Annotated in this window: 11 protein-coding genes; 7 read left to right on the plus strand and 4 right to left on the minus strand. The window is 72.9% G+C overall.

Features of this window, described 5'->3' with window-relative positions; all coding sequences use genetic code 11:
* Positions 1 to 99 precede the first annotated feature (99 nt).
* Both HCN51_RS50315 and HCN51_RS50320 read right to left on the minus strand, forming a co-directional pair.
* The gene (locus tag HCN51_RS50315; RefSeq protein ID WP_168019884.1) at positions 100 to 1,104 is read right to left on the minus strand and encodes a LacI family DNA-binding transcriptional regulator; all 1,005 of its coding nucleotides are present in this window, start codon (positions 1,102 to 1,104) and stop codon (positions 100 to 102) included.
* Positions 1,105 to 1,290: 186 nt separating this feature from the next.
* Complete coding sequence (locus tag HCN51_RS50320) at positions 1,291 to 2,337, minus strand: LacI family DNA-binding transcriptional regulator (RefSeq protein ID WP_168019790.1); 1,047 nt, start codon at positions 2,335 to 2,337, stop codon at positions 1,291 to 1,293.
* A gap of 219 nt (positions 2,338 to 2,556) precedes the next feature.
* Between HCN51_RS50320 and HCN51_RS50325 the strand changes: the two genes are divergently transcribed.
* The 4 genes from HCN51_RS50325 to HCN51_RS50340 are packed head-to-tail and all read left to right on the plus strand — an operon-like array spanning position 2,557 to position 6,613.
* On the plus strand, positions 2,557 to 3,831 hold the full coding sequence (locus tag HCN51_RS50325; protein ID WP_168019792.1) for an extracellular solute-binding protein: 1,275 nt from the start codon (positions 2,557 to 2,559) through the stop codon (positions 3,829 to 3,831).
* 1 nt (position 3,832) lies between these two features.
* Positions 3,833 to 4,783: an ABC transporter permease subunit gene (locus HCN51_RS50330; protein ID WP_168019794.1), complete on the plus strand. Its 951-nt coding sequence runs from the start codon at positions 3,833 to 3,835 to the stop codon at positions 4,781 to 4,783.
* On the plus strand, positions 4,780 to 5,607 hold the full coding sequence (locus HCN51_RS50335; protein WP_168019796.1) for a carbohydrate ABC transporter permease: 828 nt from the start codon (positions 4,780 to 4,782) through the stop codon (positions 5,605 to 5,607). Before HCN51_RS50330 ends, HCN51_RS50335 begins: the two co-directional genes overlap by 4 nt.
* A gap of 46 nt (positions 5,608 to 5,653) precedes the next feature.
* Entirely contained in the window at positions 5,654 to 6,613 is a 960-nt protein-coding gene (locus tag HCN51_RS50340; RefSeq protein ID WP_168019798.1) for a sulfotransferase, read from the plus strand.
* A gap of 46 nt (positions 6,614 to 6,659) precedes the next feature.
* On the opposite strand, the gene HCN51_RS50345 is transcribed toward HCN51_RS50340, so the two are convergent.
* Positions 6,660 to 7,487, minus strand: coding sequence for a helix-turn-helix domain-containing protein (locus tag HCN51_RS50345; protein ID WP_168019800.1), 828 nt, complete (start codon positions 7,485 to 7,487; stop codon positions 6,660 to 6,662).
* Positions 7,488 to 7,620: 133 nt separating this feature from the next.
* Between HCN51_RS50345 and HCN51_RS50350 the strand changes: the two genes are divergently transcribed.
* Together HCN51_RS50350 and HCN51_RS50355 are read left to right on the plus strand one after the other, a co-directional pair.
* Positions 7,621 to 8,346 carry an alpha/beta hydrolase gene (locus HCN51_RS50350; protein WP_168019802.1) on the plus strand — a complete coding sequence of 242 codons (726 nt, stop codon included), beginning with the start codon at positions 7,621 to 7,623 and terminating at the stop codon, positions 8,344 to 8,346.
* Between the two features lie 105 nt (positions 8,347 to 8,451).
* Entirely contained in the window at positions 8,452 to 9,216 is a 765-nt protein-coding gene (locus tag HCN51_RS50355; protein ID WP_240974085.1) for an MBL fold metallo-hydrolase, read from the plus strand.
* Positions 9,217 to 9,260: 44 nt separating this feature from the next.
* Here HCN51_RS50355 and HCN51_RS50360 read toward each other — a convergent pair whose 3' ends face one another.
* On the minus strand, positions 9,261 to 12,662 hold the full coding sequence (locus HCN51_RS50360) for an AfsR/SARP family transcriptional regulator (protein WP_168019804.1): 3,402 nt from the start codon (positions 12,660 to 12,662) through the stop codon (positions 9,261 to 9,263).
* A 149-nt stretch (positions 12,663 to 12,811) separates the two neighbouring features.
* Between HCN51_RS50360 and HCN51_RS50365 the strand changes: the two genes are divergently transcribed.
* Entirely contained in the window at positions 12,812 to 14,008 is a 1,197-nt protein-coding gene (locus HCN51_RS50365; RefSeq protein WP_168019806.1) for an SGNH/GDSL hydrolase family protein, read from the plus strand.
* The last annotated feature ends 20 nt before the right edge of the window (positions 14,009 to 14,028 follow it).

Here is a 14,028-nt window from a genome sequence, read left to right on the forward strand (position 1 = left end):
AGCTCGTGGTCAGTAACGCCCCGACCGCGAGCGCGACGAGCGCCGAGAATCTCTTCGCCATGACGACCTTCCTCGTTCCTTGTCCTGATGGTTGATCGATCAATACGGCAGCGCGGAGCGCGCCCTGCCGGTGCTGTCCCTGATGACGAACCGCGGGGGCACGATCAGGTGGTCGTGGCCGGACGCCCCCGACGACTCGATCTGCTTGAGCAGCAGGCCGATGCTGAGCCGGCCGACCTCGCCGAAGTCCTGCCGGACCGTGGTCAGCGCGGGGGTGAAGTACGCCGCTTCGGGGATGTCGTCGAAGCCGACCACGCTCACCTGCTCGGGCACCCGCACGCCCGCCTCCGAAAAGGCCCGCAGCAGCCCGAGCGCCATCTGGTCGTTGGCCACGAACACCGCGGTGACCTCGGCGACGCGGGCGGCCAGCACCCGGCCGGCCCGGTACCCGGATCGGGGGGTCCAGTCGCCCGCCAGCACCTCGGGGATCTCCCGGCCGGCGGCCGCCAGCGCGGCGCGCCAGCCCTCCTGCCGCCCCTCGGCCTCCAGCCAGTCGTCCGGCCCGCTGACGTGCCAGACCGTGTCGTGGCCCAGGGCGAGCAGGTGGGCGGTGGCGTGCCGGGCGCCTTCGCGCTGGTCCACGCTGACCACGGCCACCTCGCCCTCGTGCCGGCCCTCGACCGCCACCGCGGGCAGCCCCGGGGGCAGGTCGGCCAGCGCCTGGGCGGCGGCGCGCTGCGGCGCGACCACGACCACGCCGTCCACGCCCTGCTCGGCCAGGTGGCCGATGGCCTCGTTGACGCCGGCCCGGTCGATGGTGCGCAGGCTCATGATGCTGACGAAGTAGCCCGCCTCCCTGGCCGCCCGCTCGATGCCGTGGACGGTGCTCGCGGGGCCGTACAGGATGGTGTCGAAGCTGACCACCCCGAGCCGGTGCGAGCGGCGGGTGACCAGCGCCCGCGCGGTCAGGTTGCGGCGGTAGCCGAGGGCGGTGATGGCGCGCAGGACCCGCGCGCGCGTCTCCTTCCTGACCTTGGGATGGTCGTTGAGCACCCGGGAGACGGTCTGGTGCGACACGCCGGCGAGTTTGGCCACGTCGGCCATGACCGGCAGGCGGCGCTCGGCAGGTGGCCCCAATTCTTCCCCTTCCGGCGGTGGTGGGTCGCTCCATGCATGCGGGGCTGTTAGCGTTAACATCTCGGCTGTTCGCGGCCGTGGTGGGCGAAACGCTAGGTCGAGCCGCTCCAGACTGTCAAGGATAGTTTTCGGGAAAGGTTTCGTTAAGTTTCGTCAGCGCCGCCGGACAGGTCCGGTGCTCTCCCGGATGATCAGCTCCGTGCCCAGCTCCACGCGGTGCCGGGGCAGCAGCTCGCCCCGTGACAGCTTGAGCAGCATGTCGGTGGCGGCGGCGGCCATCGCGGTGAGCGGCTGGCGCACCGTGGTCAGCGGCGGGTTCATCCAGCGCACCGCCGGCAGGTCGTCGAAGCCCACCACGCTCAGATCCTCGGGGATGCGCAGGCCGAGCCGGTGCGCCGCCCGGTAGACGCCCGACGCCTGGCCGTCGTTGCAGGTGAAGATGGCCGTCGGCGGGGAGGGCAGCCGCAGCAGCCGCTCGGCCTGCGCCAGGCCGCCCTCGATGAGGAAGTCACCAGGGCCGATCAGCTCCGGGTCGACGGGGACGCCGGCCATGTCGAGCGCCGTGCGGAACCCGTCGAGCCGGGCCCGGCCGGACAGCGCGCAGTCGGGGCCGGTGATGGCGGCGATGCGCCGGTGCCCCAGATCCAGCAGGTGGCGCGTGGCCATCACCCCGCCGTTCCAGTTGCTCGCCCCCACCGAAGGCGCCTGAGGTGCGGGATCGCCGCGCGGGTCGAGCAGGACGAGCGGGATGCCGCGCGTCGCGAGCTGCTCCCGCTGCGCCTCGGTCAGACCGGAGAACACCGAGATCACGCCGAGGGGACGGCGGCTCAGCACGCCCTCGATCCAGCCTTTGCCAGGAGTGTCGCGGTGCTGGAGCTGCGACAGCACCACGGCCAGCCGGTGCTCGCGCGTCACCTGCTCGACGCCCTTGGCGATCTCGGTCGGATATTCGCCCTCCAGCGCGTGGAAGACCAGCTCCACCAGAGGCGCGAAGGTCGCGCGGCGCCGCTGCGGGCGGTAGCCGTGCTCGCGGATGAGCCGCTCGATCAGCGCCCGCGTCTCCGGCCCGACCTCCGCGCGACCGTTGACGACCTTCGACACGGTGGCGGTGGAGACCTGGGCCAGCTCCGCGAGCTGGGCGATGGTCAGCGGCTGGGACGGGGTGGCGCCGTCGTCGGGCGGGCCTTCGGCCGTGCTCATGGCGGAAGTCTAACCAGCAGTTTTCGGCATTTCGCCGCTCACGTTTCGGGATTCTTGCGAACGAGTTCTTGACGGATTTCCGAACCCGCACGTAAGGTCGCGCCTTAACGATCGTGAGCTAATCCGAAAGTTTCAGAGCTGCGAATGCCTTCACGCAGCAGCGACCCCCCAGCATGAACCCCCCGGCCATGGGCCGCATGGCTCAGGAAGAGACCACCCGTGAAGCTCCGTACCACCGCACCCATCGTGCTCGCCGCAGCGCTCGTCCTGACCACCGCCGCCTGCGGAGGCGGCGGCGGATCCGGTCAGCCCGCGGGCGACGGCAAGTCGTTCGAGTTCTGGTCGTTCACCGGCATCAACCAGAAGCGGACCGTCGAGGACTACAAGAAGATCAACCCGAACGTCCAGGTGAAGCTCACCGAAGTGGGCACCTCGACCGAGACCGCGCAGTCGCTGACCACGGCACTGGCCGGCGGCAAGGTGCCCGACCTGGTGCTCATCCAGGGCGACAACCTGCCGCAGTTCGTCCAGCAGCCACAGAACTTCCAGGACCTGCGGCAGTACGGCGCCGACAAGATCAAGGGTGACTACCTCGACTGGGTGATGAGCCAGTCCACGGCCAAGACCGGCGAGATCATCGGCATTCCCACCGACGTCGGCGGCCTGGCGGTGGCCTACCGGACCGACCTGTTCAAGAAGGCCGGGCTGCCCACCGACCGCGACGAGGTGAGCAAGCTCTGGCCGACCTGGGACGCCTTCATCGAGACCGGCAAGAAGTACACCGCCGCCACCGGCAAGGCGTTCGTCGACAACGCCGGCACCAGCGTCTTCTACCAGGCCGTCAACCAGGGCCCGCAGAAGTACCACGACCCGTCCGGCAACGTCGTCTACTCCACCAGCCCCCAGGTCAAGAACGCCTTCGACTACGCGCTCAAGGCCATCCAGGCCGGCATCACCGCCAAGCAGAGCTCCTTCGAGGAGAACTGGATCGCGGGCATGAGCAAGGGCGACTACGCCGTCGTCTCCGCGCCGTCGTGGATGCTCAACCAGATCCGCGACTACGCCCCCGGCCTCAAGGGCAAGTGGGACATCGCCACGATCCCCGGCGGCGCCGGCAACTGGGGCGGCAGCTACCTGGCCATCCCCAAGGGCGCGGCCAACCCGAAGGCGGCCTGGGAGTACATCTCCACCATGCAGTCGCCGCAGAACCAGCTCGCCCACTTCCTCGACGTCGGCTCGCTGCCCACCACGCCGTCGGTGTACAAGGACCCGAAGCTCCTCGCCGAGAAGGACGAGTTCTTCTCCGACGCCCCCATCGGGAAGATCTACACCGACTCGGTGCTCGGGCTCAAGCCGTTCCTCATCGGCCCGGAGAGCGCGGCCATCGGCCAAGAGTTCCTGAACGCCATCACCAACGTCGAGCAGGGCAAGGGCGACCCCGCCAAGGCCTGGGAGACCGCGCTGGCCAACATCAAGACCGCGATCGGCAAGTGACGTGACCACGACGCTCAGCCCGTCCCGGGGGGTCATGCCCGAAGCCGAGGCGCGGGTACGGCAGAGCCTGGCCGAGCGGGTGGCCCCGTACGCCTACATCGCCCCGTTCTTCCTGCTCTTCGCCGTCTTCGGGCTCGTCCCGCTGCTGTTCACCTTCTACGTCGCGCTGTTCGACTGGAACCCGATCGGCGAGCACGTCTTCGTCGGCTTCGACAACTTCACCCGGCTGTTCGGCGACGCCCGCTTCTGGGACGCGGCCTGGAACACGATCAGCATCTGGCTGCTGTCGACCGTGCCGCAACTGCTCATCGCGCTGGTGCTGGCCCACCTGCTCAACCACGCCCGGCTCCGGCTGGCGGTCTTCTTCCGCATGTCGATGCTGGTGCCGTACATCACCTCGGTGGCGGCCACCACCATCGTCTTCGCCCAGATGTTCGACCGCGACTACGGCCTGCTCAACTGGCTGCTCGGCTTCGTCGGCGTGGGGCCGATCGACTTCCTGCAGTCGGTGTGGGGCAGCCACACCATGATCGCCGTGATGGTGACCTGGCGCTGGTTCGGCTACACCACCCTGCTCTACCTCGCCTCGCTGCAGGCCGTGCCCCGCACGATCTACGAAGCCGCGTCCGTGGACGGCGCCGGGGCCTGGAAGCAGTTCCGGCACATCTCCGTCCCGTCGCTGCGCCCCGTCATCGTGTTCACCATCGTCACCTCCACCATCGGCGGCCTGCAGATCTTCACCGAGCCGCTGCTCGTCTCGAACACCTCGCCGCTCACCTGCGGGCCGGCGCGGCACTGCCAGACGCTCACGCTCTTCCTGTACGAGCAGGGCTTCGGCCAGTTCCAGTTCGGCTACGGCTCCGCCATCGGCGTGGCCCTGTTCGTGCTGATCATCGCCGTCGCGACGCTCAACTACGTCCTGTCCACCCGAATCCGCCCGGAGCGAGGATGAAGAAGGCCGACCGGGTCCGCTGGTGGACCTACCTGCTGCTCGGGGTGGCCACGCTCGCCTGCGTGTTCCCGCTCTACTGGATGTTCGTGGTCGCCACCACGGACACGGCCACCGCGACGAAACTGCCGCCCGAGATCCTGCCCGGCGGGAACTTCTTCCACCTGGCCGGGCTCGTCTTCACAACCGTGCCGTTCGTCCGCTCCATCCTCAACAGCCTCATCGTCGCCGGCTCGATCGGCATCGGCCACGCCCTGCTGTGCTCGCTGGCCGGGTTCGCCTTCGCCAAGCTGCGCTTCCCCGGCCGCAACGCGCTGTTCCTCGTCGTCGTGCTCACCATGACCGTGCCGACCCAGCTCGCCGTCATCCCCCAGTACATGATCATCTCTTCGCTGGGGTGGGTGGACACCCTCCAGGCGCTCATCGTGCCCGGCCTGGCCAGCGCGTTCGGCATCTTCTGGATGCGCCAGCACCTGGCCACCACCATCAGCGACGAGATCCTCCAGGCCGCCCGCATCGACGGGGCCGGCACCTGGCAGATCTTCTGGCGGATCGCGTTCCCGCTGGTGCGGCCGGCCGCGTTCGTGCTCGGCCTGCTCGGGTTCGTCACCGCGTGGAACGACTTCCTGTGGCCGTTCATCGTGCTCAAGTCGCCCGAGATGTACACCGCGCAGATCGCCATCAAGGCGCTGCAGAACAGCTACTCGATCGACCTCGGCCTGGCCATGTCGGGCTCGTTCCTGGCCACGCTGCCGCTGATCGTGCTGTTCGTGTTCGTCGGCAGGCGCATGGTCGCGGGGATCATGGACGGCGCCTTCAAGGGCTGACAAACCGTTTGCGTCACGGCCGGCCGCGCGCCCAGGATGGTCGCCCGTGACGCATCCACCTCCGATCTTCGTCGCCGGCACCGGCCGGTCGGGCACCTCGCAGCTCGCCGACATCCTCGGCCAGCACCCGCACATCCACCGGATCCCGATCGAGACCAGGTTCATCGTCGACCCCGGCGGGTTCAGGGACCTGGCGGACGCGCTCACCCTGCGCTACGACCCGTACGCCGGCGACGACGCCCTGCGCCGCCTGAGCGACCTGCTCACGGAGCGGCTCCCCGGCCGGCTCGACGTCGACCGCGGTCACACCGTTCCCGGCGCCATCGGCGAGCGGCACTACTGGGACGCGGTCGGACGGCTGTGGCACGAGCTCGTCGCGCACACCTTCGACGAGGTCGTGTCCACGCCGGGAGCCCGCCACGCCGGCTGGCCCGCCGGGCCGTTCGAGCGGCAGACCCGCCGGCGGGCCGTCCCCCGGCACTTCCGCGACCGCGGCGAGCTGCTCCGCCTGCTCCGCGGCGCCGTCGACACCATGTTCGGCGGGGCCGCCGCCGACGCCGGCAAGCCCGCCTGGTGCGAGAAGACCCCGTTCAACCTGCTGTGCATGGACTTCCTGTGGGAGCTCGTCCCCGAGGCGACCATCGTGCACATCAAGCGCCACCCGGTCGCGGTGGTCGCCTCGCACGTCGACCAGCCGTGGGCGCCGTCCACCGTCGAGGGCGTGCTGACCTGGCTCACGCCGATCTACGACCGGTGGCTCGCCTGGAAGGCCACCGCCGGCCTCGGCGCCCGGCGCTACGTCGAGGTCAGCGCCGAGGACCTCGCCGCCGACTGGCCGGCTCGGCGCAAGGCCCTGTTCGAGAGCGTCGGCGTGGAGGACTACGAAACTCCCTCGGCGTTCCGCGCGCGGGAGCTCGACCACCGCGACGGCCAGTTCGACCCCGCCACCCGCGCGAAGGTCGAGCGGGCGCTCGCGACCGCCATCCCCGGCATGGGGTACGCGTAGCGTCCGCCGACCTTCGCCCTATAGGCGATCAGGGCGGGAAGTCCGCTCAGCCGGCCGTTCGCGTCAGGGACGCGAGGAGCGCCAGCTTCTCGGCGCTGTCGGTGCCGGGGTCCGGGTGCAGGACGACGAGCGTCTGGCCCGGCGCGCCGGCGACGCCCAGCCGTTCCCGGTTGAGCCGCAGGCGACCGACCTGGGGATGGTCGAGGTGCTTGGGCGTGCCCTCGCACGTGTTCACGTCGTGCCGGGCCCAGAGCCTGCTGAACAGCGGGCTGGCCAGGCACAGCTCGCCGACCAGCTCGATGAACCGGGGATCGTCGGTGTCCGTGCCGACCGACATGCGGAAGCCGGCGACCATGCCCTGCGCGGCGGCCTCCCAGCCGGGGAGCAGGGCCTGCTCGGCCGGGTCGAGGAACACGTCCCGCAGCCGGTTGTGCCCCGCCGACAGGCGTGGTGACAGCGCGGTGGCCGCCGCGTTGGCGGCCAGGACGTCCAGGTAGCGGCCCTCCACGTACGCGGGCAGCGGCAGCGTGCCGACGAGCTGGGCGACACCCGGCGGGACCGTCTCCTTGCGGGGCCGCCGCCGTCGCCGCCGGGGCCGCTCCGCGCCGAGGCGCAGCAGGTAGGCGGTCGCGTCGTCGTCGAGCAGCAGCACGCGGGCGAGGGATTCGAGGACCTGCGCGGAGGGGTTGCGGTCGCGGCCCTGCTCCAGGCGCAGGTAGTAGTCGGCGCTGATGCCGGCGAGCATCGCGACCTCCTCACGGCGCAGGCCCGGCACCCGCCGCACGCCCGCGGAGGGGATGCCCGCCCGCTCGGGAGTGACGAGCTCCCGGCGGGCGCGTACGTAGTCGCCGAGCAGGTTCGTTTCGTCGCCCATACCCTCACGGTAGTGCGCCCGCCGCCGTGCCTGCCTGGTCCTGTCACCCCCAGGATCGCGGGGGCTCTGGCTGCGTCGTCGTGCGAGCGGAAGCCTCACCTCGAACATCGACGACACGGCAAGGAGCCACACCATGTCGACATATGTGCTGGTACACGGGGCCTGGCACAGCGGGCAGTGCTGGGAGCGGGTCGTCCCGCTGCTGGCCGCGGCCGGGCACCGGGTGCTCGCCCCGTCGCTCACCGGCTACGGCGACAAGGCCCACCTGCTCGGCCCCGAGGTCGGGCTGGACACCCACGTGGACGACCTCGTCACCCTCATCACCGAGTACGACCTCACCGACGTCATCCTCGTGGGCCACAGCTACGCCGGGCTGGTCATCTCCTCGGCCGCCAACCGCCTGCCCGACCGGATCGCCCACCTCGTCTACCTCGACGCGATGGTGCCGCAGGACGGCGAGAGCGCCCTGGACGTGCAACCGGTGACCCGGACCCTCATCGACCGCGCCGCCCGGACGGAAACCCCCTGGCGGATCCCGCCGATGCCCGAGCTGCCGCCGCCCCTGGGCCTGTTCGGGGTCACCGACCCGGCCGACGTGGCCTGGCTGCGCTCCCTGCTGTCGGACCAGCCGGTGCTCTGCCTCCAGCAACCGGTCCGCCTCGACAACCCGGCCGTCCGCGGGATCCCGCGCACGCACATCCACTGCGTCGGCGCCGCACCCGCAGGCATCGAACGGCGGCCCGTTCCCCCGATCCAGCCGAACGGCAGCCCGGCGCAGGTGTGGGAGCTGCCGACGGGCCACGACTGCATGATCACCATGCCGGCCGAGCTCGCCGGCCTGCTCCTCAAACTCGCCTGACCCTCTCGCCCGGGCGGCGGGGCCGGCTTCCGGGCGGCGCCGCCCGGCCCCGGCGGGCGCGGTCCGGTTCCAGGCGGTGTGCGGCAGGGCTGGCATCCTGTACGGATGATGCGACAAGTGACCGTGCTCGGCAGTTGCGGCGCCTACCCCGAGCCGGGCCGCGCCTGCAGCGGTTTCGCCGTGGACTGGGACGGCTATCGTCTCCTCCTCGACCTGGGCTACGCCGCGCTGCCACGGCTGCTCGCGCACTGGCCGGACGGCGGCGTGGACGCCGTCGTCGTCACCCACGAGCACCCCGACCACTGCGTCGACCTGCACGGCCTGTTCCGGATGCGCCTCTACGGCGACCCCGGCGGCCCCAGGCTGCCGTTGTACTGCCCGCCGGGCGTGCTCGACCGGCTCGCCGGCCTGGAACCGGACGTCGACCTCCACGCCGTCTTCGACCCGCACCCCCTGCCCGGCCACCACCGGGTGGGGCCGTTCGCGCTCACCGGTTCGCCGCTGCCCCACTACGTCCCCAACGCCGGCATCCGCCTGGAGGCCGATGGCGTCACCCTCGCCTACACCGGCGACACCGGCCCCACCCCGGCGCTCGCCGACCTCGGACGCGACGCCGACCTGTTCATCGTCGAGGCCACCGACCGCGACGGCGAGACCGCCCGCCCCACCCGCAACCTGCTCACCTCCGCGGAGGCCGGCGAGTGGGCCCGTCGCGCGGGCGCCCGCCGGCTGATGCTCACCCACTTCTGGCCGGGCAACGACCGGGCCGCCGCCGTGGCCGCCGCCCGGAAGGAGTTCGGCGGCGAGGTGCTGGCGGCCGAGGAAGGGCTCACGATCACCCTCACGAACGGGACGAAAGCGACAACCTGACGGGCCGCCCGCCCGATCGATGAATGGACCGGTCGCCCCAAAATCTACAATGTAAAGGCGCCCGGATCGTACAAGACCAAACCGACAGCGGTCGTGGCCGATTCCGCGTCCATCTCCCAGCCTTTCGCGTACGCCGCGGCGAACGCGTCCCCGCCCAGCGCGGCCCGGCCACGGCGGGTGAGCTCGCGGATCTGCGGGTCGGTGCGGTCGTGCGCGCCCCGCAGCCGGGCGGCGGCCCCGAGGAGCACGGCCGCCTCGTCCTGCCGTCCGTGCGCCTGGGCGAGCGCCGCCGCGCTCACCGCGACCCCCGCCAGGATCGGCGACTCGCGCGTCGCCAGCGCGGCCGCACATGCCTCCCGCACCGCCCGGCCGGCGCCGGGCAGGTCGCCGCGTGCCAGGCGGAGCGCCGCCCGCGCGTTGCCGACCAGCGTCCGGACGTGGTCCGCGGGGAACGCCGTGTCACCGAGGACCCCGCGTTCGGCGGCGGCGAGCAGGTCACCCGCCCGGTCCAGGTCGCCGAGTCGCACCCGCAGGACGGCCTCGTGCGCGTCGATGAGGATCAGCATCGCCGCCGAGGACGCGTGCCGGGCCCGGGCGGAGCCGAGCATCGCCAGCGCCTGGCCGGTGTCGCCGCGCCGGAGGTGAATGTCGATCCAGCGCAGGTCGCTGTAGAGCTGGTCGCCGAGGCTGGGCGCGCCGAACGCGTCGCCCAGCGTCCGGGCCGCGCGCAGGTCGGACAGCGCGCCGTCGAGGTCGTCGTAGCGCCGCAGCCGGGCCCGGACCGGCAGCGTCGCGGCCTGGCCCCAATGGTCGCCGGCCTGACGGAAGCGGGTCAGGGCCGCCTCCGCGTGGTCACGCGTCCGGTCGAGGGCGCCGGCGTTCTCGGCGATCTCGGCCTGGAACAGGTGGGCCAGCCCGGACAGCCACACCTCGTCCCCCTCGGCCAGGCGCTGGAAGATCGCGAGTGCGGCTTCCTCCTCCTGACGCAGGAAGAGCAGGATCGCGCCGAACACGCGGTAGTGGCCCGGCAGTTCCTGATGCGCGAGCAGGCGGGAGGCCAATGCGCGCATCTCCGCCCGGTCGTCCGCGGCCTCGCCCTCGGTGATCCCCGACAGGATATCGGCGCGGGTGAGGAGGTAGGCGGCGCGGGCGCAGTCGCGTTCGGGCGTCGGTTCGCCGCCGGGCACCGCCAGGGTCTCGGCCAGGCAGGAGGCGGCGTCGGAGTGGCGGCCGGACATCTGCCAGTACCAGACCAGGCTCAGGGCGAGGGCGGTCGCGCCGGGGGAGTCGCCGGTGGCGCACAGGTGGCGCAGGGCGGCGAGCGTGTTGTCGTACTCGACGCTGATCGCCGCCATGGCGGCGAGCTGGCCGGGGCCGCGCAGCAGGGGGTCGTGACGGGCCATCAGCTCGGCGAAGTGCGCGGCGGCCAGGTCGCGGGCCGGGCCGAGGCCGCCAGTGTCGGCCAGGCGCTCCACACCGTACTCGCGGATGGTCTCGAGCATGCGGTAGCGGCCCGCGCCGGGCGCGAGCTGCAGCAGCGAGCGGTCGACGAGGGCGGCGAGCAGGCCGGGCAGGTCGGCGGCGGGCACGGCGGTGCCGGCGCAGACGGCGGCGGCCGAGGCCGGGGTGACGCCGCCGGGCAGGACGGAGATGCGCTCCGCGACGACGCGCTCGTGCTCGCCGAGCAGGTCCCAGCTCCAGGCGATGACCGCGCGCAGGGTGCGGTGCCTGGGCGGTGCGGTACGGGTGCCGGTCGCGAGCAGCCGGAACCGGTCGGAGAGCCCGGCGGCCAGGTCGGGCAGCGACAGCGTCCGCAACCGGGCGGCCGCCAGTTCCAACGCCAGGGGCATGCCGTCCAGGGCGCGCACCACCCGTACGATCTCGGGCAGCGTCGTCTCGTCGACGCCGAAACCGGGCCGCACGGCGGCGGCCCGCTCGCTGAACAGCCGCACCGAGGCCGCCTCCCGAGCCTGCTCGACACCGTCGTCCGGGCCCGGCAGGGCGAGCGGCCCCAGCGGCACGAGCGCCTCCCCGTCCACCGCGAGAGGCTCGCGGCTGGTGGCGAGCACGCGCAGCCCGGGGCAGCGGGGCAGCAGCGCCGCGACCAGATGAGCCACGGCGTCGACCAGGTGCTCGCAGTTGTCGAGCAGCAGCAGGCACTCCCGGCCGCCGAACTCGCCGACGAGGACATCCAGCTCCGCGCCCTCGGCCCGCCTGCGAACCCCGGGCAACCCGCCGTCGCGCCGCCCGATCCCCGCGAGCACGGCCGCCCCGGCCTTCGCCGGCTCGGTGACGAGAGCGAGGTCGACGAGCCAGGCGCCGTCGCGGTACGCATGCTCGTGGCGGCGCGCGGCCTCCAACGCCAGCCGGGTCTTCCCGGCGCCGCCCGGGCCCAGGACGGTGACCAGGCGGCCGGTGGTGAGCAGGCCGGCGATGCGCGCGAGGTCGTCGTCGCGGCCGATGAAGCTGGTCAGCGGCGCGGGCAGGGCGACCGGCCGCAGCGGGCCGGGCTCCGAGACCGCCGTGACAGATGAAGCGCCCGGAACGTTCGCGCTTGGAACGCCTGCGGCCGGAACGGCTGCGGTTGGAACGTCTGCGGCCGGGGCGTCGGCCGCCGGGCCTTGGGCCGGAACGGCTTGCTCTGGGGCGCCCGCCCCCGAGGTGGGCGGGGCGGGGCGCAGCAGGCGGAGGTGACGTTCGCGCAGGGCGGTGCCGGCGTCGGCGCCGAGCAGGTCGGCCAGCGCCCGGCGGGTCCGCTCGTAGACGGCCAGCGCCTCGGCCTGCCGCCCCTGCGCGGCCAGCGCGTCCATCAGCAGCGCCGCCGCCCGTTCATGGACGGGATGCTCGGCCAGCAACGCGGTCAGCCGGGCCGCGGCGGCGTCCGCCCGTCCCCGGGACGAGTCGGCCTCGGCGAGGTCGGCGACCGCCTCGATCGACACCTGCGCCAGCCGGGTCGCGACCGTGGGCGCGACAGCGGCGACGACCGCCGGCTCCGCACCGGGACGGTCACCCCACAACGCCACGGCCTCCGCGAGCGCGGCCCTCGCCCCCTCCGCGTCACCGGCCCGCAACCTCTCCCGGCCGGCGGCGGCGAGCCGCTCGAAGCGCAGCGCGTCCACGTCGGCCACGTCCACCGCCAGCCGGTAACCCCCGGCAACCTGCTGCACCACCACACCGGTCGGAACCTGCCCGGCCGCGCCACGGGCCGCGAGGGCGCGGCGCAGCCGGGAGGCAAGGGTTTGCAGGGCGGCGGCGGGCCCGGACGGCGGGGCGTCGCCCCAGATCGCGTCCACCAGCTCACCCGGCTCCACCCGGCGCCCGCCGGCGAGCGCCAGCCGGGCGAGCAGCCCCTGCAACCGCGCACCGGGAACGGGCAGGACGACCTCACCACGAGACACCTGAAACGTGCCGAGCAAGGTGATGCGAAGCGGCGCCTCCCCGTCCATCCCCCAATCTTCGCGCGCCCACCGGCGACACCGCACAACAGGGCGGCCATGACGGCCCCGTGTATGCCCGGTGTCCGCCGCATGTCACCGGCCTGCCCCAGTCTGGCGCCTGCCGTACCCATCATCATGATCAACACGGAGGCAGACCGATGACCGACAAGCACGACGCCCGCGAGTGGGTCCGGAGCTGGGGCGCCTCGCCGCAGCCGCCCGACGGCGGGCTCGGGTCGCTGGACGGCCACCCGCCCTTCGCCGACGTGACCCTGCGCCAGGTGCTGCGGATCAGCGGCGGCGGCCACCAGGTGCGCGTCCGCTTCACCAACGAGTACGGGACGGCGCCCCTCACCATCGGCGCCGCCGAGGTGGGCCTGGCGGAGCCCGGCGGCGGGGTGCGGCCGGGCAGCGCACGCGTGCTGACCTTCTCCGGCGCGCCGCGGGTCGCCGTCCCGGCGGGCGCGCCGATCCTCAGCGACCCGGTGGACCTGTCCCTGCCCGCCCTCGCGAGGCTGTCCATCAGCCTGTACCTGCCGGAACGCGTGGAAACCTGCACCTGCCACGACCCCGCGCTCGACACCGGCTGGACGATCCCGGGCAACGCCGTCACCGCCCCCGCCCTGCCGGACGACGCCGCCGTCCTGCCGGTGCGGGCCCTGATCTCCGCCGTCGAGGTGCTCGCCGACGCCCCGGCCAGGGCCGTCGTCGTGCTGGGCGACTCCCGTACGGACGGAGCCGGTTCCACCCCGGACGCCGCCCGCAGCTGGCCCGACCTGCTGGCCGCCCGTCTCGCCGAGCGCGGCACGCCCGCCCGATACGTCTCCAACCAGGGCATCAGCGGCAACCGCCTGCTCAACGACGGCATCGGCCCCGCTGCCCTGGCCCGCTTCGACCGCGACGTGCTGGCGACCCCCGGCCTCGGCCACGTGGTGCTGTCGGTGGGCGGCAACGACCTGGGCGTCTCGTTCGCCGCCCGCGACGGCGGCCCCCTGGCGGGCTTCCTGGAGATGTTCCCCGGCGCGCCGGTGACCGTGGACGACGTCATCGCCGGCTTCCGCCAGCTCGTCGCCCGCTCCCGCGACCGAGGCGTGCGGGTCCACGCCACCACGATCGCCCCCTTCGAGGGCGCCGACATCCACACCCCGGAGGGCGAGAGCGCCCGCCAGGCGGTCAACGCGTGGATCCGCACCGGCGGCGCCTTCGACGCCGTCCTGGACTTCGACGCCGTCTGGCGCGACCCGGCCCACCCCACCCGCATCAGGGAGGACTACCACTCCGGCGACCACCTGCACGGGAACGACGCCGGCTACCAGGCTTTGGCCGACTCGGTGGACCTGTCACTGTTCGACTGACCGCCCTGGGCGCCCGGTGG

The organism is Nonomuraea composti, from assembly GCF_012034275.1.
In the GTDB taxonomy this organism is placed as follows: Bacteria; Actinomycetota; Actinomycetes; order Streptosporangiales; family Streptosporangiaceae; genus Nonomuraea; species Nonomuraea composti.